Origin of the sequence: Streptomyces sp. NPDC050842, assembly GCF_044456565.1 — a bacterium.
Taxonomy (GTDB): Bacteria; Actinomycetota; Actinomycetes; order Streptomycetales; family Streptomycetaceae; genus Streptomyces.
The window spans coordinates 775867-802398 of record NZ_JBITGA010000003.1; the positions used below are offsets into that span (position 1 = coordinate 775867).

A 26532-nucleotide genomic window follows, 5' to 3' on the forward strand; every position below is an offset into this window, starting at 1 on the left:
GCTCGCCGGTTCTACCCGTTGAGGTAGGTGGCGATGCCGTCCGCGATGCCCTGGGCCGCCTTCTGCCGCCATGCCGCGGACGTCAGCAGCTCGGCATCCTTCGGATCACGCATATTGCCGCATTCGACGAAGACCTTGGGGACGGTTGAGAGATTCAGCCCGCCGAGATCCTTGCGGACGTCCAACCCCGTCCCCGAGCCGAGGTAGTTGGCGGGGGCGGTACCCGTCGCGCGCGCGAACCGGTCCGCGATGTTCTCGCCGAGTTCACGGGAAGGCCCCACGATCGGGGCCGTGTCGGCCGCGCCGGAGCTCACCCGGGCCGGGAGGATCACATGGAAGCCGCGGTTGCCGACGGCCGAGCCGTCCGCGTGGACGGAGACGACGGCGTCGGCGGCGGCCTCGTTGCCGATCTCGGCCCGCTCGTCGATGCAGGGGCCCCAGGGGCGGTCCGCGTCGTGGGTGAACACCACCTTCGCGCCGCGCGCGGTGAGGAGGTCCCGCAGCCGGTGGGAGACGTCCAGGGTGAAGGCGGCTTCGGTGTAGGCGGCCTTCGTCGCGGTGCCGTTCGTGGAGGTGCCGGTGGTGTCGCACTCCTTGCGGCCCGTGCCGATGTCCACCTTCGCGTTGATCTCCCGGGAGTGCCGGAAGTTCCCGGGGTTGTGGCCGGGGTCGACGACGACGGTCCGGCCGGCGAGGGAGCGGCTGCCCTGCGGCGTGGAGGAGGCCGGGGGCGGGGTTCTGCTCGGCTGTCCGTCCGCGGGCGCGGAGGAGGAGGCGTCGGGCGTCGCGGTGACGGCGGGCGGCGGGGTCTGCGTCCCGCCCTTCCCGGCCGTCGGGGAGGCCTCGGATGCCTGGGAGGCTCCGCAGCCGGCTAGCGCGGCGCAGCAGCCCGTGAGGGCCAGCGCGAGGGCGAGGGTACGGGGGGCGGTCTTCCGGTGGTCGTACGGCACCCCGCGACTTTAGGCCCTGCGCGGGGCGAATCACGGTAGTGGGTAGGTCGCAGCTTGGTCACCGGCTTCGCAGAACCGTGGACGCGTGTGCGGAGACAGTGAAGGGTAGGTGTCCAGAGGCGACGGTGGGGTGTCACCGCGCATGGACCCACGAGGGGGAACCGTGGTGGGGGAAGAACCGAACGACGCACGTCCCGAGCCGTCCGACCGCATTCCGGGAGACGGATCGTTAAACAGACCGCCGCAGGGCCAGGGCACGCCTGACGCCCGGAGCGGTGCCGGTGCCGGTGGTGGCGGTACGAGTGGGGGCTTCGGCGCTCCGGCGCCCTGGGAGGCCCCGCCGCCCGGTGGTCCGGCGCCCGGCGGTCCGCCGCCCGGCGGTCCGGCGCCCGGTGGTCCGGCGCCCGGCGGTCCGGGCGCTTCGAGCGCCTCCGCCCCGGGAGCCCCGGCGCCCGGATTCGGCCCGCCGCCCGGCGCCGGCGCCGGTGCCGGGCAGGGATACGGACCCACGCCAGGGACCGGCCCCGCGACCGCGCCCGGCTGGGCCGGCTCGGGGACGCTGCCGCCGCCGCCGGCCGCACCCCCGGGGTACGGCCCGCCCCCCGGCCCCGGGCCGCGCGGCGAGGCGAACCCGGCGCAGGCCGCCATGATCGGCCTGCTCAACCTCTCCTGCCTGGGCCTCGGCTACGTCTTCCTGCGCAACTGGATCGGTGCCGCGCTCTGCTGGGCCGCCACAGTGGCCCTGCTCGTGATGGCGCTGCCCGCCGACGTCGACGGCGTGCCCTCGGGTCTCCTCATCGGCTACGGCGTCTTCCTGCTCGCCGTCGCCGCCGACGGGGCCCGGCGCGGACTGCGCGCGACCCTCAGCCTCGGCGCCTCCTTCCGGCGCCTGGCGCTCCCGCTCGCCGTCGTGCTGCTCGCCGTCCCCGCGGGCGGCTCGCTCGCCTACGGGGCGGCCCGTGACGAGGCGCGCGAGCAGGCCCTGCTCGACCGGCTCTCCGCGGCGGACGCCCAGGTGAAGTCGGCCGACGGTCTGGCCTTCGACAAGGCCGAGCCGATCCTCGCCAAGGCGCTCGACGCGTACGAGGACCTCGGCACGAAGCACACGGGCTCGCGGGCCGGGAAGCTCGTCCCCGCGCGCCTCGACGCGTACTACGAGACGGTCTCCTCCCCGTACGAGAAGGAGACGTACTGCGAGGCCATCGCCCCGCTCAAGCACCTGCGGGGCCTCGCGGGCACCGTCGACAAGGACCTCCTGGGCGCCCGGCCCGCCAAGACCGACGAGCCGCTGGCCCACTCGCTCTACGAGTGCGGGACGGCCGCGCTCGGGGTGGCGACCGCCACGCCGACCGCCGCCCAGAGCCTCAACGAGCTCCTGAGCACCTTCCCGAAGTCGTCCCACGCCACCCGCGTCGAGCCGGCGATCCGGGCGGCGGTCAAGACCCGTACGACCGCACTCGACAGCGGCAACGACCCCTGCGCCGCGACCGTCGAGCTGCGCACCCTCCGGACGTCCCTCAGCGACATGACGGATCCCTCCCTCGACGGCGTCACGACCGAGGCCAAGGAAGGAGTCCAGCGGGGCGACTTCGCCTGCGGGACCGACCAGTTCAAGGACAAGGACTTCGACGACGCGGCCAAGACGATGACCGAGTACGCCAAGGCGTACCCGGACAGCCCGCAGGCCGAGCACGCCCGCTCCATCGCCATCGCGGCCGAGATCGCCGAGGAGGAGCCGGCGGCCGGCAACAAGCTGCCGCCGTCGGAGGTTCCCGGCGGCTCCCGGATGATCCTGGTCGTGAGCAACGACGGACCGGGCGAGGTCGAGCTGCTCTACACCGGTCCGATGACCGGCAAGGTCACGCTCAAGAACTGCACGACCTGCACCAAGTACCCGGGCCCGATCCTCTCCCAGGGCAAGAAGATCAAGGCCTGCACCGGGCCTGCCTCGAAGTACCCGAAGTCGACCCTGCTGCTGCCCGCCGGTGACTACCACTTCCTCCAGAAGCGGGGCGGAAGCCTGACGGCGACCGAGGACACCAAGACGAGCAAGATCAAGATCGAACCGGGCTACAGCTACACCAACTGCCTGTACGTGACGTCGAGGTTCTGAGCGGTCGGCTCCGGCACCCCTTCGGGGCGGTCAGGCGGTTCCACCGGATTCGGGTGCACCGGCCCGAACGGGGTCCGCGGATCCGGGGCGGCCTCGGCCGCCTGCCGGAGCTGTGCCGCGCAGTGCCGCCTCGACCCGGCGGTTGCTGGTCATGTTCGCCGTGATGGCGGTCATGGCGAGGAGGAGGCCGGCGGCGGTGTAGAGCGGGGTGCGCACGTCGTACGTGGTGGCCAGCCAGCCGCCGAGGAAGGCGCCGAAGGGGGCGGCGCACATGGAGAGCATGCGGGAGGTGGAGGCGACCCGGCCCATCAGGTGGGCCGGGACGATCGCCTGCCGGAGGGAGGGCGCGAGCACCATCGTGGCGCCCATGCCCGCCCCGCAGACGGCGAGCGCGAGCCCGGCCGCATAAGGATTCGGGGCGGCGGCAAGCCCCAGGATGGCGAGTCCCTCGACCGCGGCCGTGCAGGTCAGCGCGGTGCCGGTGCCGAGTCGTCGGCCGAGGAAGGAGGCGATGCCCGCGCCGAGCAGGCCGCCGGTGGCCTCCGCCGTGAGGAGCAGGCCGAAACCGAAGGTGCCGATGCCGAGATGGTCGCGCGCGAAGAGGGCGAGCACGGTCTCCACGGCGAGGAAGGCGATGTTCCCGACCGCCGGACGGAGCGCGAGCCCGAGCAGCAACCGGTCCCGGAAGACGTAGGCGGCCCCGGCCCGTGCCTGCCGAAGCAGCGACTCGCGGGCCTCCGGTACCGGCCGGGGCGAGGCGGGCAGCGACCGTACGAGCAGTGCGGAGACCGCGAACGACACCGCGTCGGCGAGCAGCGGTACCGCCCGCCCGAGCGCGAGCAGCGCACTGCCCGCGGGTGGCCCGGCGAAGCCGGACGCGGCCGTCTGGGCGCCGCGCAGGCGGGAGTTGGCGCGCTCCAGGAGCGCGGGGTCGCGGCCGAGCAGATCCGGCAGATAGGCCGTGGCGGCCGTGTCGAAGAAGAGCCCGCCGAGGCCGAGCAGGAAGGCGACGGCCGCGAGCAGCGGAATGCTCAGCACGTCGAGCACGGCCGCCGCTGCCGGTATCGCGAGCAGCACCGCCCGTGCCGCGTCCGCGACCCACATCGTGCGCCGGCGGTCCCAGCGGTCCACCAGCGCACCGCCGAGCACCCCGAAGAGCAGCCACGGCAGCGTCCCGGCGGCCGTGACGACGGCGAGTGCCATCGGATCCCGCGTCAACGTCAGCGCGAGCAGCGGCAGCGCGGCATGCGTCACCCCGTCACCGAGCGAGGACACCGTCTGCGCGGTCCACAGTCGTCCGAACCCGGACGGCAACTTCTCGGTAATCGGCTTCACTTGGAGTCCCCCTCGGTCTGCTCGGTCTGCGTGGGCTGCGCCGGCCGGAACAGCGCGAAGACGAGCGACACGTCCGGCAGTGACGGATCGGACAGCTCCCGGTACTCCTCCGCCAGTGCCTGCAGCCGAGTCCCCAACTCCGTGAACTGCTCTTCGGTGAGCCGCAGATGCGCCATCCCCACGTGCCGCTCGGCGTCCACCGGCGCCGCTTCCAGGTCCGCCACCGCGTTCCGCATCAGCACATCCGGCTGCCCCGCCCCCGGATCCGGCAGCTCGATCGACCGCGCGGCCATCGCGTAGTACCGCTCGGTGACGCCCCGCACCTTCCGCGTCCGCACCACCTTCACCAGGCCGGCCCGCTCCAGCAGTCGCACGTGATAGCTGGAGCTCCCCTTCGCCAGGCCCACCCGCGCGGCGATCTGCGTGATCGTCGCCGGCTCGAAGCGGAGCACGGCCATGATCCGGTGGCGCGTGAGATTGGAGACGGCGCGTAGCTGCTCGTCAGTGGTGACGTGAAACGTCTCGGGAAGATCATCGGAAGGCATGCGCCCAATGGTCAACGTTTCTTGACCATTGGTCAAGGGGTTTCGTTCACGCCGTGTCGTGGCGAAGGGAGTTCAGGGCGGTGAGTTCGTCCTCGGACAGGCGCAGGGAGCCGGCGGCCACGTTCTCGGCGAGGTGACCGGGGTCGCCGGTACCGGGGATGGCCAGGACGTGAGGGCCCTGGTGCAGGGTCCAGGCCAGCCGGATCCGGGCCGTGCCGACCCCGTGGGCGCGGGCGACGGCGAGGATCTCGTCGCTGTCGTCCGTGGTCGCGCCGGCCGTGCGTCCGGTGCCGGCGATCGAGTAGAACGGCACGAACGCGATGCCTTGTCCACCGCAGAGGTCCACGAACTGTCTCTGCTCGGGCGATGCCCCGATTCCGTACATGTTCTGCACACAGACCACGGGCGCGATGGCCTGGGCCTCGGCGAGGTGGTGGGGGCGGACGTTGGACAGGCCCAGGTGACGGATGAGTCCGGCCCCGCGCAGTTCGGCGAGTGCGCCGAAGCGTTCGGCGATCGAGTCGGTGCCGACGATGCGCAGGTTCACCACGTCGAGGTGGTCGCGGCCGAGCTGGCGCAGGTTCTCCTCGACCTGGCCGCGCAGCTGCTCGGGGGTGGCGTGCGGCAGCCACCGACCCGAAGGGTCGCGACCGGGCCCGACCTTGGTGGCGATGACGAGGTCGTCCGGGTAGGGGGCCAGTGCCCGGTTGATCAGCTCGTTGGCACTGCGCAGGGGCGAGAAGTAGAACGCGGCGGTGTCGATGTGGTTCACGCCGAGTTCGACCGCGCGGCGCAGCACCCCTGTCGCGTGGTCACGGTCGCGTGCCACGGCATCGGCCGCGAACGCCTCGCCGGTCTGGGGCAGGCGCATCGCGCCGAAACCGATCCGGTTGACCGTGCGGTCGCCGAGCGTCCAGGCGCCCGCTGCCGCCGCGTCGATTGTCTGTGAGGTCATGGCGGGATGATCTGCGCCCGATAGGATCGGCGGCCATTGATTCACACATGCTTGAATCCATCGAGGAGTGGTCACCCTGGCGGAGCTGTCGTTCTCGGCGAGCGATCTGGCGCAGGTACGGTTCGCCGTCTCCCCGATGTGGGAGGTGGCGCCCGGCTTCCGGCTGCTGCGGTCCCACGCCGCACATCCGGTCCACCGGCCCTGGGCCGACCAGGTCAGGCCGCGCTTGGTGGCCGCCGGACTGGACCGCGGCTGGCTCGCCGAGCTGATCCCGCCCACCGGCTACGTCCCCGACTTCCTCAACCCGGCACCCGCCGGACCCGCTCCCGCACCGGAGGCGGAGTGGCGGGCGATACGGGCCGCGCCCGCCGAGCGGGTGCGCCAGGACCTCGATCACCTGGCCCGCCACCAGGGCGGCCTCGGCCCCCGGCTGCGGATGCTGCGCGCCGACCCGCAGACCCGCCTGGCGAAGGTCACGGACGAACTCGAAGCGTTCTGGGAAGTGGCGCTCGCCCCGTACTGGGCGCGGATCCGGGCGGTGCTGGAGGCCGACGTCCTCTACCGGGCCCGCATGGTCGCCGAGCACGGCGCGGGCCGCCTCTTCGACGACCTGCACACCTCGGTGAGCTGGGACGCGGGCGGACTGCGGATGGCCCGCCGAAAGCAGCCGCTGACCCGTGAAACGGCAGGCACGGGACTGCTGCTGATCCCCTCGGCCTTCACCGGACCGGCGCTGCGCACCCGTACGACACCGCCGGATCCACCGCAACTCGCCTATCAGGCGCGCGGTGTCGGCGCGCTGTGGGAGACGCGGCGCGCCACCCGGGGCGACGCCCTCGCCGCCGTGGTCGGCCGCTCGCGGGCCCTGCTGCTGACCGAACTGGAGACCCCGGCCTCCACCACACACCTGGCCCACCGCACCGGGCTCTCCCCGTCCGGGGTCTCCCAGTACCTCACCGCGCTGCGCAACGCGGGCCTGGTCAGCGCCCACCGCGCCGGCCGCTCCGTCCTCTACGCCCGCACCACCGCGGGCGAAACCCTCCTCAACGCCGCATCCACCTGACACTCGGCGGCCGACCCTCGAAGGGTTCCGGGGCCGACCACCGAGCCCCCGCCCACGCCCGGGTCGCACCCCGGCGGCCGTCACCTTCCGAGGGGGCGGCCGTCGGCGTGTCCGGTGGGTCCGGAGTCTCTCAGCCGTACATGTTCGGTCGTATCCAGCGGGTCGGGTTGCTCGTGTCCATGTCCCTGCTGCTGACGGTCGAGTTCCGGCCCGCGTTGCAGCTGTTGCACAGGGCGCGAAGGTTCCGCTGATCCCTGGCCGCCGCCTGCGCGTCCGCGAGGAGCATCCCTTCCGCCGTCCGGTCCCCCACGGTCCACCGCTGGGTGTCGGTGTGGTCGTAGACGTACCGGAGGATCGGATTGATGTGGTCCACCTGGATGTGCGGCTGCCTCGGGCCCGCGTCCCGCTGCTGCGGCAGGTACGTTCCGCAATTCGTGCACGCGTAGGTCTGCGCACCGGAGGCGTTGGTCTGACTCGGGGTCCTCCTCAGCGTCGCGGTGATGTCCTCCTCTCTGAAGTTCAGGTTCCTTCTCGTCCCGTTCCAGAGGGCGCGGCCCTGGTCGTCCTGCACCGGAACGGGCGGCTCACGGTCCTGCCCGCGCGTGTAGCCGCCCTGCTGCTGGAGCCGCTCGGAGCGCGGTGTGTGGGAGAACGGGGAGTTGATCGCCGCCTGCCTACGGGAGCGGCTCTCGTCCGCCGGGACCCGCTGCACCTGAGGCTGTTCCGTGTGCTGGTGGCCGCATCCGGCGCCGTGCTGGTGCTGTTCCTGCGCCTGGGGCCGGCCCGCCTGCCGGAGCAGCTGGACCACGGCGGCGTTGCCCGCCGTGCCCTGCAAGGCCAGGAGCGCCTGAGGGGACGTGGCCCCGGCGGCCGTGCCCGCGCCGGCGGGCGCGCGGGTGCGGGCGGGTACGCGGCCGGACGTGGTCCGGTCCGCGGGTCGAGCGGTTTCGTGGGCGCGCATCAGAGCCTCCTGGGAGACGGGGTCGGGACCTCCCTGGATACGCGTGGGGCGGCTCGCCGGTCCAGGTACGCAAGGGCAGCCTTGAGTACCTGAACGGTCAGCGGCGGTACGGCTCCGGTGCCGCCCCCCGCTCCTGGCTCAGCCCCGGCGGCGCAGGACCCGCAGCGAGTCGGTGACCGAGACCTCGTCGAAGTCGCCCGACTCCAGCGCGCGGAGGTAGATCCGGTACGGGGCCTGGCCGCCGTCCTCCGGGTTCGGGAACACGTCGTGGATGACGAGCAGGCCCCCGGGGGCGACCTTGGGGGCCCAGCCCTCGTAGTCGTTCGTCGCGTGCTCGTCGGTGTGCCCGCCGTCGATGAAGACCAGGCCGAGCTGCCCGCCCCACGCCTTCGCGACCAGCGGCGACCGGCCGACGACCGCGACGACGTGCTCCTCAAGCCCTGCCTTGTGCAGCGTCCGGCGGAAGGTGGGGAGCGTGTCCATGAGCCCCACCTCCGGGTCGACGACGGTCGGGTCGTGATACTCCCAGCCCGGCTGCTGCTCCTCGCTGCCCCGGTGATGGTCCACGGTCACCGCGACCGTCCCCGCCTGCCGGGCCACGTCCGCGAGCAGGATCGTGGACCGCCCGCAGTACGTCCCGACCTCAAGCAGCGGCAGCCCGAGCTTCGCTGCCTCCGTGGCCGCCTCGTACAGCGCGAGCCCCTCCCCGACGGGCATGAAGCCCTTCGCGGCCTCGAAGGCGGCAAGGATCTCGGGCGCGGGCACGGACATGGTGTCTCCTACTGGCGAGTACGCGGGTACGGGCGCCCATCGTGCCCTACCCGTGCCCTACGCGTCGCACTCGAACCACACCGTCTTCCCGTCGGCCGCCTCGTCGACCCCCCACCGGTCCGTCACCGCCTCGACGAGCGCGAGCCCCCGCCCGCTCTCCTCCAGCGGCCCGGCGAGCTTCGCGAACACGGCCCCGGGGACGGAGTCCGCGACCTCCACCCGCAGCCCGTGCGGCTCGCGCAGGATGAGAACGGAGCACCGCCGGCCGGGCACGTGCCGCACGACGTTGGCGACGAGCTCGGTGAGCGCGAGCGTGCCGGAATCGGACAGCCGGTCGAGTTCCCAACGGGTGAGGAAGATGCGCAGGATGTTGCGCATGTGGCCGGCCGAGTGCTCACCCACGGTGAACCCCATCCGGTAGCTGGAGGTAAGTGCCGGAGGATAGAGGTCAGTTGCGTGATTCATGCCACCAGGGTGGAGCGGTGTCGTTACGCTCGGCTACGGACTGAACGCAACGCCTCACCGCGTGAGCTTGGGGGTGACCTCGCCGTGGTCAACATCCGCAACCTGGATCCGAGTGCCTCGCCGCTGGACTATTACGGCTCGGAACTCCGCCGCCTGAGGGAGGAGGCGAAGCTCGGCCAGGCGCAGTTGGGTGCGATTCTCTACTGCACGGCGTCGCTCATCGGTCAGATAGAGACGGCGAAGAAGGTCCCGACGCGCCAGTTCTCGGAACGGGTCGACGCGGCGCTGATGACGGGCGGGGTGTTCTCGCGCCTTGTGGGGCTGGTGCTGAAGAGCCAGCTGCCGACGTGGTTCCAGCCGTACGCGGAGATGGAGGCGCGGGCGACGTTCATCTCGACGTACCAGGCCCAACTGGTCTACGGGTTGCTTCAGACGGAGGCGTACGCGCGGGCCGTGCTGAGTGTCGACAACCCGGAGCGGCTCGACGAGATGGTGGCTGCTCGGATGGAACGCCAGCGCATCCTGGAGCGGGAGCATCCGCCGGTGTTGTGTGTCGTGCTGGACGAAGGCACGCTCCACCGGCCGATCGGCGGCGTCGAGGTGATGCGAAACCAACTCGCCCACCTGTTGAGCTTCCTGGACCGTCCGTGGGTGCAGGTCCAGGTGCTTCCCTTCGAGGCAGGGCAGCACACGGGACTGCTGGGTTCCTTCAACCTTCTGCGCTTCGAGGACGACCCGGACATCCTCTACACCGAGAGCTACGACTCGGGCCATATGACCGCCAATTCTCAGGCGATCAGGGAGCGGTCCGTCGGATACGCTCGGTTGCAGGCCACGGCCCTCTCGCAGGAGGACTCGGCTGCGCTGATCAGACGCGTGACGAAGGAGCGGTATGGGCACCAGCCAGGACCTGCGGTGGCGTAAGTCGTCCTACAGCGGCCCCAATGGCGGCGACTGCATCGAGTGCGCCCCGCTCGGCACCGCCGCCTGGCGCAAGTCCTCGTTCAGCGGCAGCAGCGGCGGCGACTGCGTCGAAGTCGCCGACCTCGTCGCCCACATCGCCGTCCGCGACTCCAAGAACCCCGAAGGCCCCGCCTTCCGCACCACCCCCGCCGCCTTCACGGCCTTCGTGAGCGCCGCCGCCGAGGGGCGTATCGGCCGCTGACCGTGGTGATCCTCATAGGGATGGTGGTCCTCACCGTCCTTCTGCTGGTCCGGGCGCGGCGGGGCGCACGCCTGCCCCCGCCGCCCCGCTCCCGCCCCCGTCGCTCATCAGCCGGCAAGGCCGCCCGGATCGCCGGGCTCGCCTGCCTCGGGGGCGGGGCGCTGCACTTGTACGGCCTGTCGTACATGCCGTTCCTCTTCCCTGAGGACACGTGCTGGTTTAAGGCAGGGATGCTGGTCTACCCGGACTCCACCAGCGCGCTCCCCGTCAGCCTCGTGTGCGGCGGCAGGGAGATCGTCCCGTGGTGGGTCAATCCCGGGCTCCTCGCCTTCGGCGTGATGGCCGTCGCCGCGACCGTCACGAGCGTCACCCTCGCCCTCAAGAACAGGCCCGCTGGCGTGCGTTGAACGCGCTTTGGCAGTCTTGGCGTGTCCCAAGGTGGGATCGGGGGAGGGGAGGGACACCCGTATGTCCATTGGCGAGTTGGTATGCGAAGAAGAGTAGCCACGTGGCTGCGTGCCGCGGCGCCCGTCCTGGGCGCCGCGCTCCTCATAGGGGCCCAGGCGACGCCCGCCGCGGCCGTCACGACGACGGCCGGTGACGCGGCGGGGAACGCGTACACCCGGGATTCGGTGCGCGCGGCGACCTGGAACATGTGCGGTGAGGCCGGTGGCGAGTGGGCTTCCGCGCCCGGCTACTGCCCCTGGCGGAACGGCAAGGCGACCGACACCGGGCTGGACAAGCCGGACGGGAAGCCCATCCTCAGTTACGACGGGCCCCGTACGAAGATGCAGGGCGTCGTGAATCTCATCAACAAGCGCAACCTCAACGCGGTGATGCTCCAGGAGGTCTGCGGCGGCAGGACGCCGGGCGACCTCTACGGAACGAGCCACCTCGACGAGCTCGACGCGCTGCTCCCCGAGGGATGGAGCATCGCGTCGGCGGGCGTCACGCGGCCCGACGAGCTTGCGGAGGAGCCGGAGCGCCCGACGGTCGAGCTCATCGACCAGGAGGGCTCGAACTGCCGGGGTGATGCCCTGACGGGGACGCTGGGCGTCGCCATCGCCGTCAAGGGGGAGATCACCTGGAAGTCGGAGACGGACTTCCACACCCCCGTCAACGCCGGTCTGTCGATGAGCAGCGGGACCGTGCTCTGCGTCGAGGTGGCCGGCTGGGAGAACCACCTGTGCACCACACACATCTCCAACTTCGACGAGGACGCCAAGTCGAAGCCGGGGCAGCCCGCCGACATCACCCAGGACCAGGCCGACGCCTACTACAAGGGCCAGATGGACAAGGTCGTGGACGTGGTGAAGAAGTTCCCGTCCGTGGTCGTGGGCGGTGACTTCAACACCACCCGTGCGGACAGGATCCAGCCGCTCTACAGCCTCATGGCGGAGTGCGACCAGCGCTCCTATCTCCCCGGCGACACGGCGAACGAGGTGACGAAGCTCAACCGGACGAGCGCGCAGCTCGACGCGAACGCGGGGTACCTGTCGTACGAGAACACGTCGAGCAAGATCGACTACCTCTTCGCGACCGGTGACTTCACCGGCTGCGACTCGGCGGTCGAGTACGGCGACCGGACGGACTACCTCGTCGGCACTCAGCCGGACTGCCAGAACATCGCGAAGAAGTGCGTCCCCGGCCCCGAGGCCTACTCCGACCACACCCCGCTCTACGGCTACACCCAGGGCGGACCGGTCCTCTCCTGGAAGCTCGACGGCAGCGCCGACGCGGCCGTCGGAGGCTCCGGCGCCCACAGCGGCGTACGTACCGGAGGGACCGACTGGGACCTCGCGGACCACGGGGGTGCCCTGCCGCTGGACGGCGACGACACCGTGACCGCGGCCGGTCCCGTGGTCAACACCGCCCAGAGCTTCACCGTCTCCGCCTGGGCCAAGGTGGACCCCGCGGCCGGTACGTCGGCCGTGGTGGCTCAGGACGGATCGAGGATCAGCGGAATGATCCTCTGGTACAACGCGCCCGACAACTCCTGGCGCTTCGGCATGCCCAAGGCGGACGCCGACGGCTGGAGCATCGACCAGGCCATCTCTCCCGGCGCGGTCAAGGGGGAGTGGACGAGGGTCACGGGCGTCTTCGACGCGGCGGCCGGGAAGACCAGGCTGTACGTCAACGGTGTGAAGAAGGCCGAGGCCGCGCACCTCAGCGCCGACCAGTGGCAGGCGAAGGGGCCGTTCGTCGTCGGCCGGGACCTCGTGAACGGCGCCCAGAACGCGTTCTTCAAGGGCCGTATCCAGCGCGTCGAGGCCTTCGGCTACGCCCTGCGGGACGACCAGATCGCGAACCACTCCGGAAGCATGACCGTGCCCACGGGCGAGAACATCCAGCTCACGGGCGAGGTCGGGACGCGCACTCAGGGCTGCCACCAGGCGCAGGGCATCGGCACCGCCGCGAGCCTCACGCCCACGCTCACGGCCACGGTCCGGCACCCCGACCCGTCGAAGGACGTCTGGGCGGAGTTCTCCCTCTGGGACAACACCACGTCGACGCAGATCCTGACGCTGGGGACGCCGGGGTCGCGCAGCGCCACGACGGTCAAGGGCCAGGGCACCGTCTCGCTCACCGTGCCGACGCTCGCCCCCGGCCACAGCTACGGCTGGCGGGTCCGCACGGCGGACCAGACCACCAACAGCACGCCCGTCTCCGCCAACTGCCACTTCAAGACACCGGCGGCCTGACGGCTGATCCGACGGTCGACCCGACTGGCTGACCTGACGGATCGACCTGACGGGTCGATCTGACGGGTCAGCTTCCCGCGAGGACGGCCCGCAGCGTCCGTATGCCGGCCTTCCACTCGTCGCCGTCCGACTCCTCCCAGAGTTCGAGGAGTTCGGACGGCGCGACGAGCACCCGGTCCAGGGCCGCGACGGCCAGCGGACGCAATTCCACCGGCAGGTCGGGCAGGGGCTCCTTCGGGCCGTACGCGGTCGTGACCGGGTCGCCGCCCGGGCACTGCGCGGCGACCAGCGCCGCCGACGCGATGGCCTCCACAGCCACGTCCGAGTCCAGGTAGTCGTCACCTGTCGCCGTCACCTCGCGGAACGCCTCGCGCAGCACCTCCGCCCGCTTCTCCGCCGGGGCCTCGTCCACGCGGTACGAGAAGTCGGCGGCGGTGTCGTTGTCGAAGGGGCCGATGTCCCAGGTGCCCATGGTGTGTTCACTCCCACTGTCCGCGTTCTGTCCGTGTTCCGTGCATCGTGACAGGACCCACTGACAACGCCCCGGGGCGCGGACGGCCGTGCGAGGATGCGCCGTCCGTTACCGATCATGAAAGGACGTGCCCATGCGCGCGTCGTTCAGAGCGCTGCTTGCCGCGCTCTTCTCGATAGGCCTGCTCCTCACCGCCGGAACGGGGCCCGCCCAGGCCGACGAGGTCACCCCGGAGACCGCGAAGCCGCTGCGCTTCATCTCGTACAACGTGTGCGGGGCGAAGTGCCCGCTCCCGGCGGAGACGAACGCGGCCAGGTCCGCGTGGGTGTCCGGGCTCGTGGAGGAGATCGACACCTGGGACAGCGACCTGGTCATGCTCCAGGAGCTCTGCTACGGCCAGTGGAAGCTGATCCGCGACGCGCTGTCGCCCCAGTGGCGCGTCGGGACGGACAGCTACGACACCGTGTGGGGTGCGTCGCTGGGCACCGCCTCCGACTGCGACCAGTGGGACCAGGACGACCGCCGCTTCGGCCTGGCGATCTTCTCCAAGGGGACGGGCTCGATCGTCGCCGGCTCGCGCAGCGTGACGTTCCTGCCCGAGGTGGCCACGGCCCCGACCGAGGACCGCATCCTCCTGTGCGCCCGGGCCGGTCTGGACGGCCGAGTGGTCCGGGCCTGCAATACCCACATCGACTTCCACGACGCGACCACGACGCTTCAGGTCGCCAAGGTGGCGGAGCTCGTCGAGGCCGGTCGGACGGACGGCGAGGCCGTGGTCCTCGCGGGGGACTTCAACCAGCTTCCCGAGCACCAGGACATGAACGTCCTCTACAACCACGGGACGGGTTCGGCCGGCCGGTTCCAGGAGGTCGACGAGAACGACAAGGCGGAGTTCGGCGCCGGCTGCCTCCAGGAGGCGGACCGCTGCCGCAGCGGTGAGGAGACCGCCAGCCCGGGCTGCTCGGCCCACACGGAGGAGACCAGCAAGATCGACTACCTGTTCCTGAGCTACGAGTGGTTCAAGACCGTGCAGGGGGATGCGCTGCCCTGCACGAAGAAGCTGTCCGACCACCACCTCCTCCGAGGCGCGGCGGCCTGGGAGAAGTAGCCCCGCCCCCCGTCCGTCCGTCCCCGTCAGGCGTCGAGCGCGTGCCCAGTCGTCTCGTCGACGTGTCCCGGAAGGTCGTCGTGGCGGTCGCCGACCGTCGACGTCCCCGTGGGCTCGAACATGAGGATCGAGGCGCCGTCGGGGGCGTGCGGCTTGTGCTCCGTGCCGCGCGGGACGGTGAAGACCGAACCCCGGGGGAGCCGCACCGTGCGTTCCCCGGCCGGTTCGCGCAGGGCGAGGTGCAGTTCGCCGTCGAGGACGAGGAAGAACTCGTCGGTGTGGTCGTGGGCGTGCCAGACGTGCTCGCCCGCGACCTTGGCGACGCGGACGTCGTAGTCGTTGACCTGGGTCACGATGCGGGGGCTCCACAGGGCGTCGAAGGAGGCAAGGGCCCGGTCGAGGGCGATGGGTGCGTGGTCGTCGTCGCTCATGAGGGGATCCTCGCGGCCGGAGCCCGGGCCGTGTGAGTGCTAGGAATCGCACATGCCGCAAGGATCCTCTCAGCCGCTCTCGCCGGACCCCCTCCACCGGGTCGTCGTGATCGTCGACGCGAACTCCAACCCGTTCGAGCTCGGGTGCGCCACCGAGATCTTCGGTCTGCGCCGGCCCGAACTCGGCCGTGAGCTGTACGACTTCCGGCTCTGCTCACCCGAGCCGGACACCCTCATGAGGGACGGTTTCTTCACGCTCTCCGGCGTCGCCGGTCTGGAGGCGACCGAGACGGCGGACACCGTGATCGTCCCCAACCGTCCCGACGTCGCGGTGCCGCGCCGCCCGGCGGTGCTCGATGCCGTCCGGCGGGCGCACGCACGCGGGGCGCGGCTCGTCGGTTTCTGCAGCGGCGCCTTCACGCTCGCCGAGGCCGGGGTGCTCGACGGGCGGCGGGCCACCGCGCACTGGCAGTGGGCGGACTCCTTCCGCGCCCGCTTCCCGGCCGTGACCCTCGAAGAGGACGTCCTCTTCGTCGACGACGGCGACATCCTCACCGCCGCCGGCAGCGCCGCCGCGCTCGACCTCGGGCTGCACGTCGTCCGGCGTGACCACGGCGCCGAGGTCGCCAACGCCGTCAGCCGGCGGCTCGTCTTCGCGGCCCACCGGGACGGCGGGCAGCGGCAGTTCGTCGAGCGGCCCGTACCCGACATCCCCGACGAGTCCCTCGCGCCGGTCCTCGCCTGGGCGCTCGAGCGCCTCGACGAGCCCCTGACGGTCGCCGACCTGGCCTCCCGCGCCGCCGTCAGCCCCGCGACCCTGCACCGCCGGTTCCGGGCGCAGCTGGGGACGACGCCGTTGGCCTGGCTCACGGGGGAGCGCGTCGCCCTGGCATGCCGGCTCATCGAGCGGGGCGAGGCGCGCCTCGACGCGGTCGCGCGGAGCAGCGGGCTCGGCACGGCGGCGCACCTGCGCGCCCTGATGCGCCGCGAGACGGGCCTCGCCCCGTCCGAGTACAGGCGCCGGTTCGGACCCTCGGTCGGTCCCGGGTAGTACCGGTCGCCCGCGCGGATGACGCCGCTCTCGGCGGCACCGCGTGGTCGCCGCTCATCCGCTCAACTTCCCTTCTGGGAAAGATCAATTGCCTATCCACGCCGACCGCTCTGTGGGTACCATCCTGCCCCCGGGTTCGAGCCTTTGTTCTATGGCCGGACCTCTTACTTGAGCGGCCGTCAGGTTCGAGGGCGCGAGGCCGCCGAGTCATGCCGGCCTCGCCGGATCCTTCGGTCGGCTCCCTGAGCAGAAGTGGTACTCCCTTGCGCTCCAGACCCCCAGGGTCTCCCGAACCCTTGTATCGACTTTCCCGCTTGACCAGCCGTCTGCTCCCGCCGCTGCTCGCCATGGCCGTGGTGGCCGGGGTGGGTGTGAGCGCCGACTACACGACACCGCGGACCCAGCTCGCCGCCTCCGACTACGACTGGTACGAGGACACCGCCGCCGAGCGGTTGCGGCAGGACCAGTGCCTGATGAGCGACGTACTGCGGCTGGGCGGGCCGGCCATGGCCGCCACCGCGCAGGACGGGCTCAACCAGAGTCCGGAGCGGCTGCGGGAGCTGGCCGACCGGGAATACTGGGAGGGCACTCCGCTCGCCACCGCGTACACGTCGGACCGGGATGCCGCGCTCGTCGAGCTGAACCGGCTCGACGCGCTCCACACCAGCTGGAAGATCACCGGGCTTGAGACGCCCGGCGGCTTCGGTTCCGTCACCGACTTCGAGTGGCCGCCGGGGACCAGCGGTGACGACGGTGAGGACTTCCACTCCCAGACCGGCCTCACGGCGTGGATCGCCGACCGGTTCTGGAAGGACGAGAGCGACTTCTACGAGGACGCCACTCCGCGGGCCGACGCGGAGACCGTCGCGGCGGTCAAGGCTCTGGGACAGCCGCTGTACGGCAGCGACCCCAGTCCGTCCGTGCCGGACTGGAACCGGCAGATCGCCCTGCGGGACGCCTACGAGTACCTGACGGACTGGAGCCTGGAGCCGACCGGCGCGGACAACGCCCGCCTCTTCCTGAGCTCGGGCGGCTTCCCGAACAAGGCGCCGGTGCCGGGTACCGCCGAGCACCGGGTCGCGGTCGAGGACCTCAAGTCCCGCTTCGCCGCCTGCGCGTGGCGTGATCCGATCGACCCGGAGAAGGTCCTGGGCGAGGTCTCCGCGACCGCCGGGGCGGAGTGGCAGCAGGAGCTCGGCTCGCAGGCCGCCCAGCGCAACGGCATCCTCACCGCGAACAAGAACGCCGTCCAGGCGCTGACCCGGGCCTCCGAGTCGATGGGCAGGCTGCTCGGCCACTCGTGGGTCGCCGACCACATCACCCGCTGGCAGGACTACTGGTCCGCGGGCGGCATCGGTTGGATCGGCTCCTCCCCGATGGCCATCCAGATCCCGGGCGCGACAGGCAAGTGCCTGGGCGTGCAGGGTTCCGGCACCGCGAACGGCACGGCTGTCGAGGTCGTCTCCTGCTCCACGGCGGCCGCCCAGCAGTGGAAGATCAACGGGCACTACGGCGCGGGCTACAGCCTGCTGAACGTCAACGCGCAGAAGTGCCTCGACGTCGCCACCAACCAGACGAAGATCCAGATCTGGACGTGCAACGGCACGCCCATGCAGGCGTGGAAGTTCAGCGTCCGGGCCGCCGCCACCCTCCAGAACCTGGGCGCGAACAAGTGCCTGGGCTTCCCCACGTACCTCTCCGGACAGGACGCGCTCGCGGCCGCCTGCAGCACCAGCTCCACGCAGAAGGTGCTGTTCAAGGTCACCGAGCACAACGGCAGCGTTCCGCCGTCGGCGGAGTTCACCAAGGCGTCGCAGCGGCTGAGTGCCGCGCGCACAGGGGCGGCGGTCGACCTGGCCGAGCTCAAGAGCCGGGCGACGGAGGCGACGGCCGCCCAGAGCGCCAGTGTCACCGCCGAGCAGGCGGCGTACGCGATCGCGGACGCCAACGGGGCGCCGCGGGGCCGGGGTCTGCTGGTAGGCCAGCAGAAGGCGCAGGTCACGCAGGGAGCGGCGGCCGCGGTCGCGGCGCTGGTGAAGGCCGGCGAGACCGCCGAGGCGGCCACCCGGGCGGCTGCCGCGGACAGCGCCACGATCGCCCAGCGGGCGCTGGCGCAGGCCGCGCAGTCCAAGGCGGAGTTCCGCAAGCAGGCGGCCTACCGGGCCGAACTGCAGGCCAAGGCGGCCGCGGACGCGGCCAAGCTGCACCGTGACAACGCCAAGAAGGACAAGGAGCTGGCCGAGGCCAAGCTCGCCGAGTCCCTGATCGCGGAGGCGGACGCCAAGGCGGCGGCGGCCGACGCGCACGCGAAGCGGCTGAAGGCCGAGGCCGAAGCGGCCACGGCGAAGAAGGAGAAGGAGACCGCCGACCTCAAGAAGTCGGAGGCGGCCCAGCACCGGCGGACCGCGGAAACCGAAGCGGCCAACGCCGAGACCGCCAAGGTCAACGCCGAGGCGGCGGAGACCACGGCGGTGGCCCGGCAGAAGGACGCCGAGACCGCCCGGGATCGTGCCAAGGAACTGCGCGACGACGCGTGGGACGCCCAGCAGAAGGCGGACGCGGCACGCGCCAAGGCCGACGCCAAGCTCGCCTACGCCGAATCCCTGGAAGCCGGGGACGCGGCGGACGCCGCGCGGGCGGCGGCCAACGCGGCCGACGGGCACGCGGACGACGCCGAGGCGGCGGCCGGCCGGGCCCGTACCGCGGCCGACGCGGCCACTCAGGCGGCAGCGGACGCGGACGCGGCAGCGACCCGCGCGGAGGCCGCCGCCAAGCGCTCCCGGGCTGCCGCGGACGAGGCGCAGGCGGCGAAGCTGCGGGCGGACGCCGCGGTGCGCACCGCGACCAGCGCCGCCGCCGACGCCATCGACGCCTCCGAGCACGCCTCGGCCGAGGCCGCGTTGTCGGTCGAAGCGGCCGACGAGGCCGAGGCGAAGGCGAAGACGGCCAAGGCCGAGGCGGACGCGGCCAAGGCCGAGGCCGACAAGGCCACCGTCGCCGCGGCGAAGGCGGCGGGGTTCGCCTACGTCACCGCGCAGGCGGCCGTGGACGCCGGGAACTCGGCCGCGCAGGTCGCGGCTCCCGCGAACGACGCGATCCAGCTCGGCTCGCCGTACGTCACCAAGGACTCGGCCGCTTCTCTGGTGGTCCTGTCCGGCCAGGCGGCGAAGACCATCGCCGAGCAGCAGAAGGCCGTTGCCGACGCCCACGCCGTCAACGCGGCCGAGGAAGCGGCGGCCGCCCAGGCCATCGCCGACCAGGCACAGGGCGACGCCAAGGCCGCCTACCAGCACGCGGCGAACGCCGCCAAGCACGCCGCTGACGCCCGCGGCTACTCGAAGGAGGCACTGGCCTACGCGGCCGCGGCGGCGACCGCCGCGGCGAAGGCGCAGCAGTCACTGGCCCGCACCATCGAGTACGGGCAGCAGGCCGCCGCCGACGCGGAGGCCGCCGACAAGGCCGCGGGCCGCGCCGAAGGCTACGCCGAAGCCGCCCGCGCCTCCGCCGACGCCGCCGCCCTCGACGCCGCCGCCGCCCGCGCGGCCGCCACGCAGGCGGAGGAGTCCGCGAGCCAGGCCAGGGCCGCCGCCGAGCGGGCCGACGCCGCGGCGACGGCGGCGGAGGAAGCCGCCAAGGACGCCCAGGCGTACGCCGAGTCCGCCCAGGACGCGGCGACGCAGGCCGAGAACGCGGGGAACACCCAGCAGATCGAGACCGGGACGGTCCCTGACGGGGCCGGCGGGCTCATCGGTGGCGTGTTCTACGTCGTCGACAACATCGAGCAGGTCGGCAAGCCGCAGGTCCTGAAGAAGACCGAGGGCTGCGACGGCTGGTGGGACCAGCTCTTCTACGACGGCGACTGCACGATGACCACGAGGATCGGCTACAAGGCCGACCTCGACCTGTACCTGTGCAAGACGGAGGTATGGGAGAACTCGTGCTTCTCCGGGGACATGGTGTTCCTGGAGGAGTACAAGACGGACACGCAGTACACCGAGGTCACGCACACCATCACGATCGGGGAGTACCAGCAGGGCGTCGATCCCATCGACATCCTCTTCGGCAGCTGGATCCGATGCGCCCAGAAACTCACCCCCGGTGGTGAGAACGGGAGCTGGGGCGGTTGCGCCTGGGCCGTGGTGGATGTGGCCCTCCTGTTCGCCGGCAAGGTCATCCGCCCCCTCGCGGATGCCGTCCTGGCGGTGGACGCCGCCGCCAGGACCGGAATCGGATTCATCGACGCGTGGGCTGCCCTGCGCTCCCTCCGGTTCTCCGAGGCCGCAGCCGCGGGCATCGCCAGCAAGATCATGCAGGTGGCGTTCGAGGCCTGTACGTCAGCCGCTTCGAGGGCGGGCCCGACCGTCCGCGTTCTGGCGTTCGCTGCCCAGGAAACGCCTGAGGAGTGCATCCAGAAGATCCTCAAGGACCTGGTGAAGGACGGAGACCACGTCGTCCTCGGCATCAACCCCTACGCGGACGACCTGGCGAGGACGATCGGTGCCAAGACGTTCAACAACGGTGCCTACGGCACGAGCCTGCCGCGGGACATGGGTATGGGTGAGCGTCCGATCTGGACGGTCGGAGTCGAGAGGTCGGTGTCCAACCCCAACGTGCGGTTGACGGTCTCCCTGGACGGCGTCGCCGGCGCCGCCAACGCCGACGAGGCGCTCAAGCTGCTCCTGCAGCGGGGCGAGACGATCGTCGGCAGCGACTGGAAGTTGATCAGGTCCAGTGGCTTCGGCACCGCGTGGGAGATGATAAAGCTGCGCACCGCGGTCCGGACGGGCGCCCGTAACTGGTCGTCGATCGAGTGGCGCATGGGCGGCAAGGAAGTCTTCCCCGAGCGCTTCAAGCTGGCCAACGGGAATCCGGTGCCGTAATCAAGAGAGGGCTTCGGGCATGACCGAATTCATCCGTACCGGGAGGCTGTTCCGGGTGTCCGGGTTCAACCCGTCCCACCGGCAGCTCTTCCTGCAGAGCGAGGCGACGCTGATCGACGGCACCTCGACCCACATCGAGGTGCACATCGGCCACGTGAGGCTGATGTTCCTGCAGCCCTACTACCGCAACGGCCTCCACATCCGGCGCGCCGGTCCGGAGCAGTTCGCCGTGCTGGCGGAGCGGCACGGGCTGGAGCCGGACGAGGCGGTTCACACCTGGATGCTGGACCCTGACGGCGACAGCTTCGTCGTCAGCAGCCCTCCGGACTGGCGCGAGGCGGAGTACGCGCTGATGGACGGCCGGGAGTCGCTGTTCGACGGCCCCTGGCCGCCGGACTTCCCGGTGGATTCGGGCAACCTCTTCTGACGCCTCGGCGCTGAGGACACGCAAGGTGAGGGCGGCACCCGTATCGCGGGCGCCGCCCTCTCGGCATGACCGGCCCCTCGTCGACGCCCTTGAACGGACCGCCGGGACCGCCCGGGCCGGATCCGACCATCATCCGACCGTCATCTGACCTTCCGTCAGAATGGAACGTGTTCTAGTCTGCGGCGCATGGGCATCGCCATCACGCACGAACAGCGGGAGCTCGCCCGATCCGTCCGCGGCTGGCTCACCCGCGCCGTACCTCCCGAAGAGGTCCGCAAACACCTGGACGTCCCCGACGCCGCCGCCGGCCGGCCCGCCTACTGGGACGCCGCCGTCGAGCAGGGCCTCCTCGGGCTCCACCTCCCCGAGGAGTACGACGGCGGGGGCGGCGATCTCGTCGACCTCGCCGTCGTCGTCGAGGAGGCCGCGCAGGCGCTGCTGCCGGGGCCGTACCTGCCGTCCGTCCTCGCCGCCGAGGTCCTCCAGCGGGCCGGGCAGGGGCAATTGGCCGCCTCGATCGCGCGCGGCGAGCGGATCGCGGCCGTCGCCCTCGGCGGTACGGGGAGCCTCACCGCCGTACGGACCGCGAGCGGCTGGCTCCTCGACGGCGCCGCGCCCCCCGTCCTCGGCGGGGCTCAGGCCGACCTCGTCCTCCTCCGGGCCGCCACCGCCGACGGCTCCGTCTGGCTCGCCGTCGACACCGAAGGGCTCGCCGTCCGGGCCCACGAGAGCGCCGACCCGACCCGGCCCACCGGCGAACTCACCGCCCGCGCCGTCCACGTCCCCGCCGCACGCGAACTCGCCTTGGGCAGGGACATCGGTACCGGCCTCGTGCGGGACCTCGCCGCCGTCCTCCTCGCCGCCGACGCCTGCGGGACCGCCGCCCGGGCCGTCGAGACCGCCGCCGAACACGCGCGCACCCGCGAGCAGTTCGGGCGGCCCATCGGACAGTTCCAGGGCGTCAAACACCTCTGCGCCGACATGCTCGTCCGGCTCGAACAGGCCCGCGCCCTCACCTGGGACGCCGCCCGCGCCGGACACGACGAGGCCCGCTCCCTGACCGCCGCGCTCGCCGCCGCCACCGCCCTCGACGCCGCGTACACCTGCGCCAAGGACTGCATCCAGATCCTCGGCGGCATCGGCTTCACCTGGGAACACGACGCCCACCTCCTGCTCCGCCGCGCCGTCGTCGCCCGCCAGCTCCTCGGCACCGGCGACCACCACCGTCTCGCCGCCCTGCGGCACGCCTCCGACGGTGTCCGGCGCGGCCTCCGCCTCGACCTGCCGCCCGAGGCCGACGCGTACAGGAGGGAGGCCCGCGAAGCCGTCGCCCCCGCCGTCGGGCTCGAACCGGCCGCCGCCCGGCGCGCCCTCGCCCCCACCGGCTACGCCGCCCCGCACCTCCCGGAGCCGTACGGACTCGGCGCCGGACCCCTCCAGCAGCTCGCCGTGCAGCGGGAGCTGGACGAGGCCGGGATCGCCCTGCCCGGGCTCGGGATCGGTGCCTGGGTCGTACCCTCCCTCCTCGCCCACGGCACCCCCGAGCAGCAGGAGACGCACCTCGGGCCGACCCTGCGCGGCGAACGGCTCTGGTGCCAGCTCTTCTCCGAACCCGGCGCCGGCTCCGACCTCGCCTCCCTCCGCACCCGCGCCGAACGCACCGAGGACGGCGGCTGGCGGATCACCGGACAGAAGGTGTGGACGAGCGCCGCCCAGTGGGCCCACCACGGCATCCTGCTCGCCCGCACCGACCCCACCGCCCCCAAGCACAAGGGGCTGACCTACTTCCTCGTCGACATGCGGAACACCCCCGGCATCGACATCCGGCCGCTCAAGGAGATCACCGGGGACTCCCTCTTCAACGAGGTCTGGTTCGACGACGCGGTCCTCCCCGCCGACGCCGTCGTCGGCGAGGTGAACGACGGCTGGCGGGTCGCCCGCAACACCCTCGGCAACGAACGCGTCCACATGGCCGACCAGGTCGCCTTCGACACCGGACTCGAAGCCCTCATCGAGCAGGCCGCGCAGCACGACAGCTCCGTCCGCGCGCGGATCGGCGGCCTCGTCGCCGAGGCGCACGCCCTCGCCTGCATCGGCCTGCGCACCACCCTGCTCCAGGTGTCCGGCCTCGAACCGGGCGCGGGCGCCAGCGTCCGCAAGCTCGTCCAGACCCTCCATCAGCAGAAGACGGCCGAACTCATCCTCGAACTCCTCGGCCACGAGGGCGCGTTGCGCGAGGGGCCCGGCGAACGGGCGCTGCACGGAATGCTCATGTCCCGCTGCCTCACCATCGCGGGCGGCACCACCCAAGTACAGCTCAATGTCGTCGCCGAGCGCCTGCTCGGCCTGCCGAGAGACTGAGGGGGATCCTCTGATGGGCAAGGCGTACGTCGTCGGTGTCGGGATGACGAAGTTCGAGAAGCCGGAGACCCGGGACTGGCAGTACTGGGACATGGCGAAGGAGGCGGGCACCGCCGCCCTCGCCGACGCCGGCGTCCCGTACGAGAGCGTGGAACAGGCGGCCGTCGGCTACTGCTTCCAGGCCTCCACCGCCGGGCAGCGGGCCGTGTACGAACTGGGGCTCACCGGCATTCCCGTCTACAACCTCAACAACAACTGCGCGACCGGCTCCACCGCCCTCATGACCGCCCGGCAGTTCGTCGAGGGCGGCATCGCGGACTGCGTCCTCGCCCTCGGCTTCGAGAAGATGGCGCGGGGCTCGCTCGGCGGGGGAGGCTCGTCGGGTGCCGAGGACTTCAAGACCTCGCCGGTCGCCCGGCACTACGGCATCATGGCCGCCGCCCACGGCTTCGAGATGTCCCCGCCCACCGCGCAGATCTTCGGCAACGCGGCCCGGGAGCACATGGAGCGGTACGGGACGACCGAGGTGCAGCTCGCGGCCGTCGGCGCCAAGAACCACCAGCACTCGGCGAACAACCCGAACGCCCAGTTCCAGGACGTCTACACGGTCGACGAGATCCTCGCCGCCAGGACCGTCCACCGGCCGCTCACCAAGCTCCAGTGCTCGCCCACCTCCGACGGCTCGGCGGCGGCCGTCGTCGTCTCCGAACGGTTCGTCGAGGAACACGGGCTGCGGGGGAGGGCCGTGGAGATCGCCGCCCAGGCGATGACCACCGACACCGGGGAGTCCTTCGCCTCCGGCTCCTGCATCGACGCCGTCGGCCGCCCGATGTCCCGGGCCGCCGCACGCCAGGTGTACGAGCGCTCCGGGCTCGGCATCGAGGACGTCGACGTCATCGAGCTCCACGACTGCTTCTCGATCAACGAACTGCTCACGTACGAGGCGCTCGGCATGTGCGAGGAGGGCGCCTCCGGCAAACTCGTCGAGTCCGGCGCCACCACGTACGGCGGACGGTGGGTCGTGAACCCGTCCGGCGGGCTCATCTCCAAGGGCCACCCGCTGGGCGCGACCGGCCTCGCGCAGGCGACGGAGCTGGTGTGGCAGCTGCGCGGCGAGGCAGGCCCGCGCCAGGTCACGGGGGCGCGGGTCGGGCTCGCGCACAACATCGGCCTGGGCGGTGCGGCGGTGGTGACGCTGCTGCGGAAGGCGTAGGTCCACGGGGACGCCCGCCCTTGGAGGTCGTAGGGCGGAATGCCCATGTACGGGGCGGAGTCGGTCTGCGACCATGACATTCATGCCGCAGACCGACTCCGCCACGAGCGCATCCCTCGCCTCCTCGATACGCACGCCCCGCCCGTGGCTGGTCGTCCTGACCGCCTGCGCCGGCCAGTTCCTCGTCGTCCTCGACGTCTCCGTCGTGAACGTCGCCCTGCCGTCCATGCGGACCGACCTCGGGCTCTCCGCGTTCGGCCTGCAATGGGTGCTCAGCGCGTACTCGATCGCCTTCGCCGGCTTCATGCTGCTCGGCGGACGGGCCGCCGACCTCTACGGGCGGAAGGCGATGTTCCTGCTCGGGCTCGGGCTCTTCACCGCCGCGTCCGTCGTCGGCGGCCTCGCGCCCGAGGGCCAGTACCTGATCGGCGCCCGCGCCGTGCAGGGCCTCGGCGCCGCCCTCGTCTCGCCCGCCACGCTGACCCTCGTGACCGGCGCCGTCGCGGCCGGACCCGCCCGCACCCGGGCCATCGCCACCTGGACGGCGGTCGGCGCGGCCGGCGGCGCGGCGGGCGGCTTCGTCGGCGGCGTCCTCGTCGACCTGCTCTCCTGGCGCTGGGTCCTCCTCATCAACGTCCCCATAGGCGTCCTCGTCCTCGCCGCCGCCCTGCTCTGGCTCCGCGAGGGCGCCACCGGCACCGGCCGCCGCCTCGACCTGCCGGGCGCCGTCCTCGTCACCGGCGGGCTCGCCACCCTCGCGTACGGCATCGTCCAGACCGAGGAGGCGGGCTGGACCGACCCGGCCACCCTCCTGACGCTCCTCGGCGGCCTCGCCCTCCTCGCCGTCTTCGTCGCCGTCGAGGCGCGCACGGCGGCCCCGCTGATGCCGCTGAAGATCTTCCGCAACCGGGCCGTGTCGGCGGCCAACGCGGCGATCCTGCTGTGCGGTTCGAGCTCCTTCGGCATGTGGTTCTTCATGACGGTGTACGCGCAGAACGTCCTCGGCTACACCCCGATCCAGGCCGGCCTCGCCCTCGTCCCCAGCTCCCTCAGCGTCATCCTGGGCTCCAAGCTGGCCCCGCGCCTCATGCCGGTCCTCGGCGCCCGGAACGTCGCCGTGACCGGCGCACTCATCGGCGCGGCAGGCTTCGCCTGGCAGTCGACGCTGACCGCCGACGGCACCTTCCTCGGGACGATCCTGGGCCCCGGCGTCGTGATGATGGCGGGCATCGGCCTGGCCACCACCCCCCTGGCCACGCTCGCCACCTCCCACGCGGAACCGGGCGACGCGGGTCTCGTCTCCGGCCTCGTCAACACCTCCCGCACGATGGGCGGAGCCCTCGGTCTGTCCGTCCTCTCCACGGTCGCGGCGGCGGTGGCCACGCCCACGAGCGGCTACGTCGCCTTCGAGGACTACGTGGACCCGGCCTCCCTGGCGTCCCAGGCCTACCTGGTCCCCGGCTACGCCATGGCCTTCCGGGTCTCGGCCGGGGTCCTCGTGGCGGCGTCGGTCCTGATGCTCCTGTGGCTCCCGAAGCCGGTGCGGCGCGCCGGTTGACGTATC

Annotated in this window: 22 protein-coding genes; 13 read left to right on the forward strand and 9 right to left on the reverse strand. The window is 72.0% G+C overall.

What is annotated here, in order from left to right:
• Positions 1–11: 11 nt before the first annotated feature.
• Positions 12–950, reverse strand: coding sequence for an N-acetylmuramoyl-L-alanine amidase (locus tag ACIBG6_RS12690; protein ID WP_399222578.1), 939 nt, complete (start codon positions 948–950; stop codon positions 12–14).
• 646 nt (positions 951–1596) lie between these two features.
• Here ACIBG6_RS12690 and ACIBG6_RS12695 point away from each other — a divergent pair.
• The gene (locus ACIBG6_RS12695) at positions 1597–3063 is read left to right on the forward strand and encodes a hypothetical protein (protein WP_399222579.1); all 1467 of its coding nucleotides are present in this window, start codon (positions 1597–1599) and stop codon (positions 3061–3063) included.
• 30 nt (positions 3064–3093) lie between these two features.
• Here the strand turns inward: ACIBG6_RS12695 and ACIBG6_RS12700 are convergent, their stop codons facing one another.
• The 3 genes from ACIBG6_RS12700 to ACIBG6_RS12710 are packed head-to-tail and all read right to left on the reverse strand — an operon-like array spanning position 3094 to position 5898.
• Positions 3094–4377, reverse strand: a complete 1284-nt coding sequence (locus ACIBG6_RS12700) for an MFS transporter (protein ID WP_399222698.1) — start codon at positions 4375–4377, stop codon at positions 3094–3096.
• Positions 4378–4394: 17 nt separating this feature from the next.
• Entirely contained in the window at positions 4395–4943 is a 549-nt protein-coding gene (locus ACIBG6_RS12705) for an ArsR/SmtB family transcription factor (protein WP_399222580.1), read from the reverse strand.
• Between the two features lie 46 nt (positions 4944–4989).
• Complete coding sequence (locus ACIBG6_RS12710) at positions 4990–5898, reverse strand: aldo/keto reductase (protein ID WP_399222581.1); 909 nt, start codon at positions 5896–5898, stop codon at positions 4990–4992.
• A 67-nt stretch (positions 5899–5965) separates the two neighbouring features.
• Between ACIBG6_RS12710 and ACIBG6_RS12715 the strand changes: the two genes are divergently transcribed.
• On the forward strand, positions 5966–6961 hold the full coding sequence (locus ACIBG6_RS12715; protein ID WP_399222582.1) for an ArsR/SmtB family transcription factor: 996 nt from the start codon (positions 5966–5968) through the stop codon (positions 6959–6961).
• Positions 6962–7091: 130 nt separating this feature from the next.
• Here the strand turns inward: ACIBG6_RS12715 and ACIBG6_RS12720 are convergent, their stop codons facing one another.
• From ACIBG6_RS12720 to ACIBG6_RS12730, 3 genes are all read right to left on the reverse strand, one after another.
• Positions 7092–7922 (reverse strand): hypothetical protein, encoded by an 831-nt coding sequence (locus tag ACIBG6_RS12720; protein WP_399222583.1) that lies wholly within the window; start codon positions 7920–7922, stop codon positions 7092–7094.
• 138 nt (positions 7923–8060) lie between these two features.
• The gene (locus ACIBG6_RS12725; protein WP_384147580.1) at positions 8061–8693 is read right to left on the reverse strand and encodes a class I SAM-dependent methyltransferase; all 633 of its coding nucleotides are present in this window, start codon (positions 8691–8693) and stop codon (positions 8061–8063) included.
• Between the two features lie 57 nt (positions 8694–8750).
• Positions 8751–9095: an ATP-binding protein gene (locus ACIBG6_RS12730; RefSeq protein ID WP_399222584.1), complete on the reverse strand. Its 345-nt coding sequence runs from the start codon at positions 9093–9095 to the stop codon at positions 8751–8753.
• 147 nt (positions 9096–9242) lie between these two features.
• Here ACIBG6_RS12730 and ACIBG6_RS12735 point away from each other — a divergent pair, with 147 nt between their 5' ends.
• The 4 genes from ACIBG6_RS12735 (at position 9243) to ACIBG6_RS12750 (ending at position 13025) form a co-directional block, all read left to right on the forward strand.
• Positions 9243–10082, forward strand: a complete 840-nt coding sequence (locus tag ACIBG6_RS12735) for a Scr1 family TA system antitoxin-like transcriptional regulator (protein ID WP_399222585.1) — start codon at positions 9243–9245, stop codon at positions 10080–10082.
• The gene (locus ACIBG6_RS12740; protein WP_399222586.1) at positions 10051–10323 is read left to right on the forward strand and encodes a DUF397 domain-containing protein; all 273 of its coding nucleotides are present in this window, start codon (positions 10051–10053) and stop codon (positions 10321–10323) included. The genes ACIBG6_RS12735 and ACIBG6_RS12740 overlap by 32 nt, the downstream gene beginning before the upstream one ends.
• A gap of 230 nt (positions 10324–10553) precedes the next feature.
• Positions 10554–10730: a hypothetical protein gene (locus tag ACIBG6_RS12745; RefSeq protein WP_399222587.1), complete on the forward strand. Its 177-nt coding sequence runs from the start codon at positions 10554–10556 to the stop codon at positions 10728–10730.
• Positions 10731–10811: 81 nt separating this feature from the next.
• The gene (locus ACIBG6_RS12750) at positions 10812–13025 is read left to right on the forward strand and encodes a LamG domain-containing protein (RefSeq protein ID WP_399222588.1); all 2214 of its coding nucleotides are present in this window, start codon (positions 10812–10814) and stop codon (positions 13023–13025) included.
• A 67-nt stretch (positions 13026–13092) separates the two neighbouring features.
• On the opposite strand, the gene ACIBG6_RS12755 is transcribed toward ACIBG6_RS12750, so the two are convergent.
• Complete coding sequence (locus ACIBG6_RS12755; protein WP_399222589.1) at positions 13093–13497, reverse strand: DUF4259 domain-containing protein; 405 nt, start codon at positions 13495–13497, stop codon at positions 13093–13095.
• A 133-nt stretch (positions 13498–13630) separates the two neighbouring features.
• Between ACIBG6_RS12755 and ACIBG6_RS12760 the strand changes: the two genes are divergently transcribed.
• Entirely contained in the window at positions 13631–14605 is a 975-nt protein-coding gene (locus ACIBG6_RS12760; RefSeq protein WP_399222590.1) for an endonuclease/exonuclease/phosphatase family protein, read from the forward strand.
• 26 nt (positions 14606–14631) lie between these two features.
• On the opposite strand, the gene ACIBG6_RS12765 is transcribed toward ACIBG6_RS12760, so the two are convergent.
• Positions 14632–15036 (reverse strand): cupin domain-containing protein, encoded by a 405-nt coding sequence (locus ACIBG6_RS12765; protein WP_399222592.1) that lies wholly within the window; start codon positions 15034–15036, stop codon positions 14632–14634.
• A gap of 52 nt (positions 15037–15088) precedes the next feature.
• Here ACIBG6_RS12765 and ACIBG6_RS12770 point away from each other — a divergent pair, with 52 nt between their 5' ends.
• The 6 genes from ACIBG6_RS12770 (at position 15089) to ACIBG6_RS12795 (ending at position 26526) form a co-directional block, all read left to right on the forward strand.
• Complete coding sequence (locus ACIBG6_RS12770; RefSeq protein WP_399222593.1) at positions 15089–16087, forward strand: GlxA family transcriptional regulator; 999 nt, start codon at positions 15089–15091, stop codon at positions 16085–16087.
• Between the two features lie 347 nt (positions 16088–16434).
• On the forward strand, positions 16435–20967 hold the full coding sequence (locus ACIBG6_RS12775; protein ID WP_399222699.1) for a polymorphic toxin type 27 domain-containing protein: 4533 nt from the start codon (positions 16435–16437) through the stop codon (positions 20965–20967).
• A gap of 19 nt (positions 20968–20986) precedes the next feature.
• Positions 20987–21394 (forward strand): hypothetical protein, encoded by a 408-nt coding sequence (locus ACIBG6_RS12780; protein WP_399222594.1) that lies wholly within the window; start codon positions 20987–20989, stop codon positions 21392–21394.
• Between the two features lie 186 nt (positions 21395–21580).
• Complete coding sequence (locus tag ACIBG6_RS12785; protein ID WP_399222595.1) at positions 21581–23755, forward strand: acyl-CoA dehydrogenase; 2175 nt, start codon at positions 21581–21583, stop codon at positions 23753–23755.
• Between the two features lie 13 nt (positions 23756–23768).
• On the forward strand, positions 23769–24968 hold the full coding sequence (locus tag ACIBG6_RS12790) for a lipid-transfer protein (protein WP_399222596.1): 1200 nt from the start codon (positions 23769–23771) through the stop codon (positions 24966–24968).
• A gap of 73 nt (positions 24969–25041) precedes the next feature.
• The gene (locus tag ACIBG6_RS12795; protein ID WP_399222598.1) at positions 25042–26526 is read left to right on the forward strand and encodes an MFS transporter; all 1485 of its coding nucleotides are present in this window, start codon (positions 25042–25044) and stop codon (positions 26524–26526) included.
• Positions 26527–26532 lie beyond the last annotated feature (6 nt).

Excerpts from the sequence above, each read along its gene's own strand:
- ACIBG6_RS12695 (WP_399222579.1), top strand. The coding sequence starts at position 1,597 with ATGATCGGCCTGCTCAACCTCTCCTGCCTGGGCCTCGGCTACGTCTTC.
- ACIBG6_RS12705 (WP_399222580.1), bottom strand. The coding sequence starts at position 4,943 with ATGCCTTCCGATGATCTTCCCGAGACGTTTCACGTCACCACTGACGAG.
- ACIBG6_RS12710 (WP_399222581.1), bottom strand. The coding sequence starts at position 5,898 with ATGACCTCACAGACAATCGACGCGGCGGCAGCGGGCGCCTGGACGCTC.
- ACIBG6_RS12720 (WP_399222583.1), bottom strand. The coding sequence starts at position 7,922 with ATGCGCGCCCACGAAACCGCTCGACCCGCGGACCGGACCACGTCCGGC.
- ACIBG6_RS12725 (WP_384147580.1), bottom strand. The coding sequence starts at position 8,693 with ATGTCCGTGCCCGCGCCCGAGATCCTTGCCGCCTTCGAGGCCGCGAAG.
- ACIBG6_RS12740 (WP_399222586.1), top strand. The coding sequence starts at position 10,051 with ATGGGCACCAGCCAGGACCTGCGGTGGCGTAAGTCGTCCTACAGCGGC.
- ACIBG6_RS12745 (WP_399222587.1), top strand. The coding sequence starts at position 10,554 with ATGCTGGTCTACCCGGACTCCACCAGCGCGCTCCCCGTCAGCCTCGTG.
- ACIBG6_RS12750 (WP_399222588.1), top strand. The coding sequence starts at position 10,812 with ATGCGAAGAAGAGTAGCCACGTGGCTGCGTGCCGCGGCGCCCGTCCTG.
- ACIBG6_RS12755 (WP_399222589.1), bottom strand. The coding sequence starts at position 13,497 with ATGGGCACCTGGGACATCGGCCCCTTCGACAACGACACCGCCGCCGAC.
- ACIBG6_RS12760 (WP_399222590.1), top strand. The coding sequence starts at position 13,631 with ATGCGCGCGTCGTTCAGAGCGCTGCTTGCCGCGCTCTTCTCGATAGGC.
- ACIBG6_RS12765 (WP_399222592.1), bottom strand. The coding sequence starts at position 15,036 with ATGAGCGACGACGACCACGCACCCATCGCCCTCGACCGGGCCCTTGCC.
- ACIBG6_RS12770 (WP_399222593.1), top strand. The coding sequence starts at position 15,089 with ATGCCGCAAGGATCCTCTCAGCCGCTCTCGCCGGACCCCCTCCACCGG.
- ACIBG6_RS12775 (WP_399222699.1), top strand. The coding sequence starts at position 16,435 with ATGGCCGTGGTGGCCGGGGTGGGTGTGAGCGCCGACTACACGACACCG.
- ACIBG6_RS12780 (WP_399222594.1), top strand. The coding sequence starts at position 20,987 with ATGACCGAATTCATCCGTACCGGGAGGCTGTTCCGGGTGTCCGGGTTC.
- ACIBG6_RS12785 (WP_399222595.1), top strand. The coding sequence starts at position 21,581 with ATGGGCATCGCCATCACGCACGAACAGCGGGAGCTCGCCCGATCCGTC.
- ACIBG6_RS12790 (WP_399222596.1), top strand. The coding sequence starts at position 23,769 with ATGGGCAAGGCGTACGTCGTCGGTGTCGGGATGACGAAGTTCGAGAAG.
- ACIBG6_RS12795 (WP_399222598.1), top strand. The coding sequence starts at position 25,042 with ATGACATTCATGCCGCAGACCGACTCCGCCACGAGCGCATCCCTCGCC.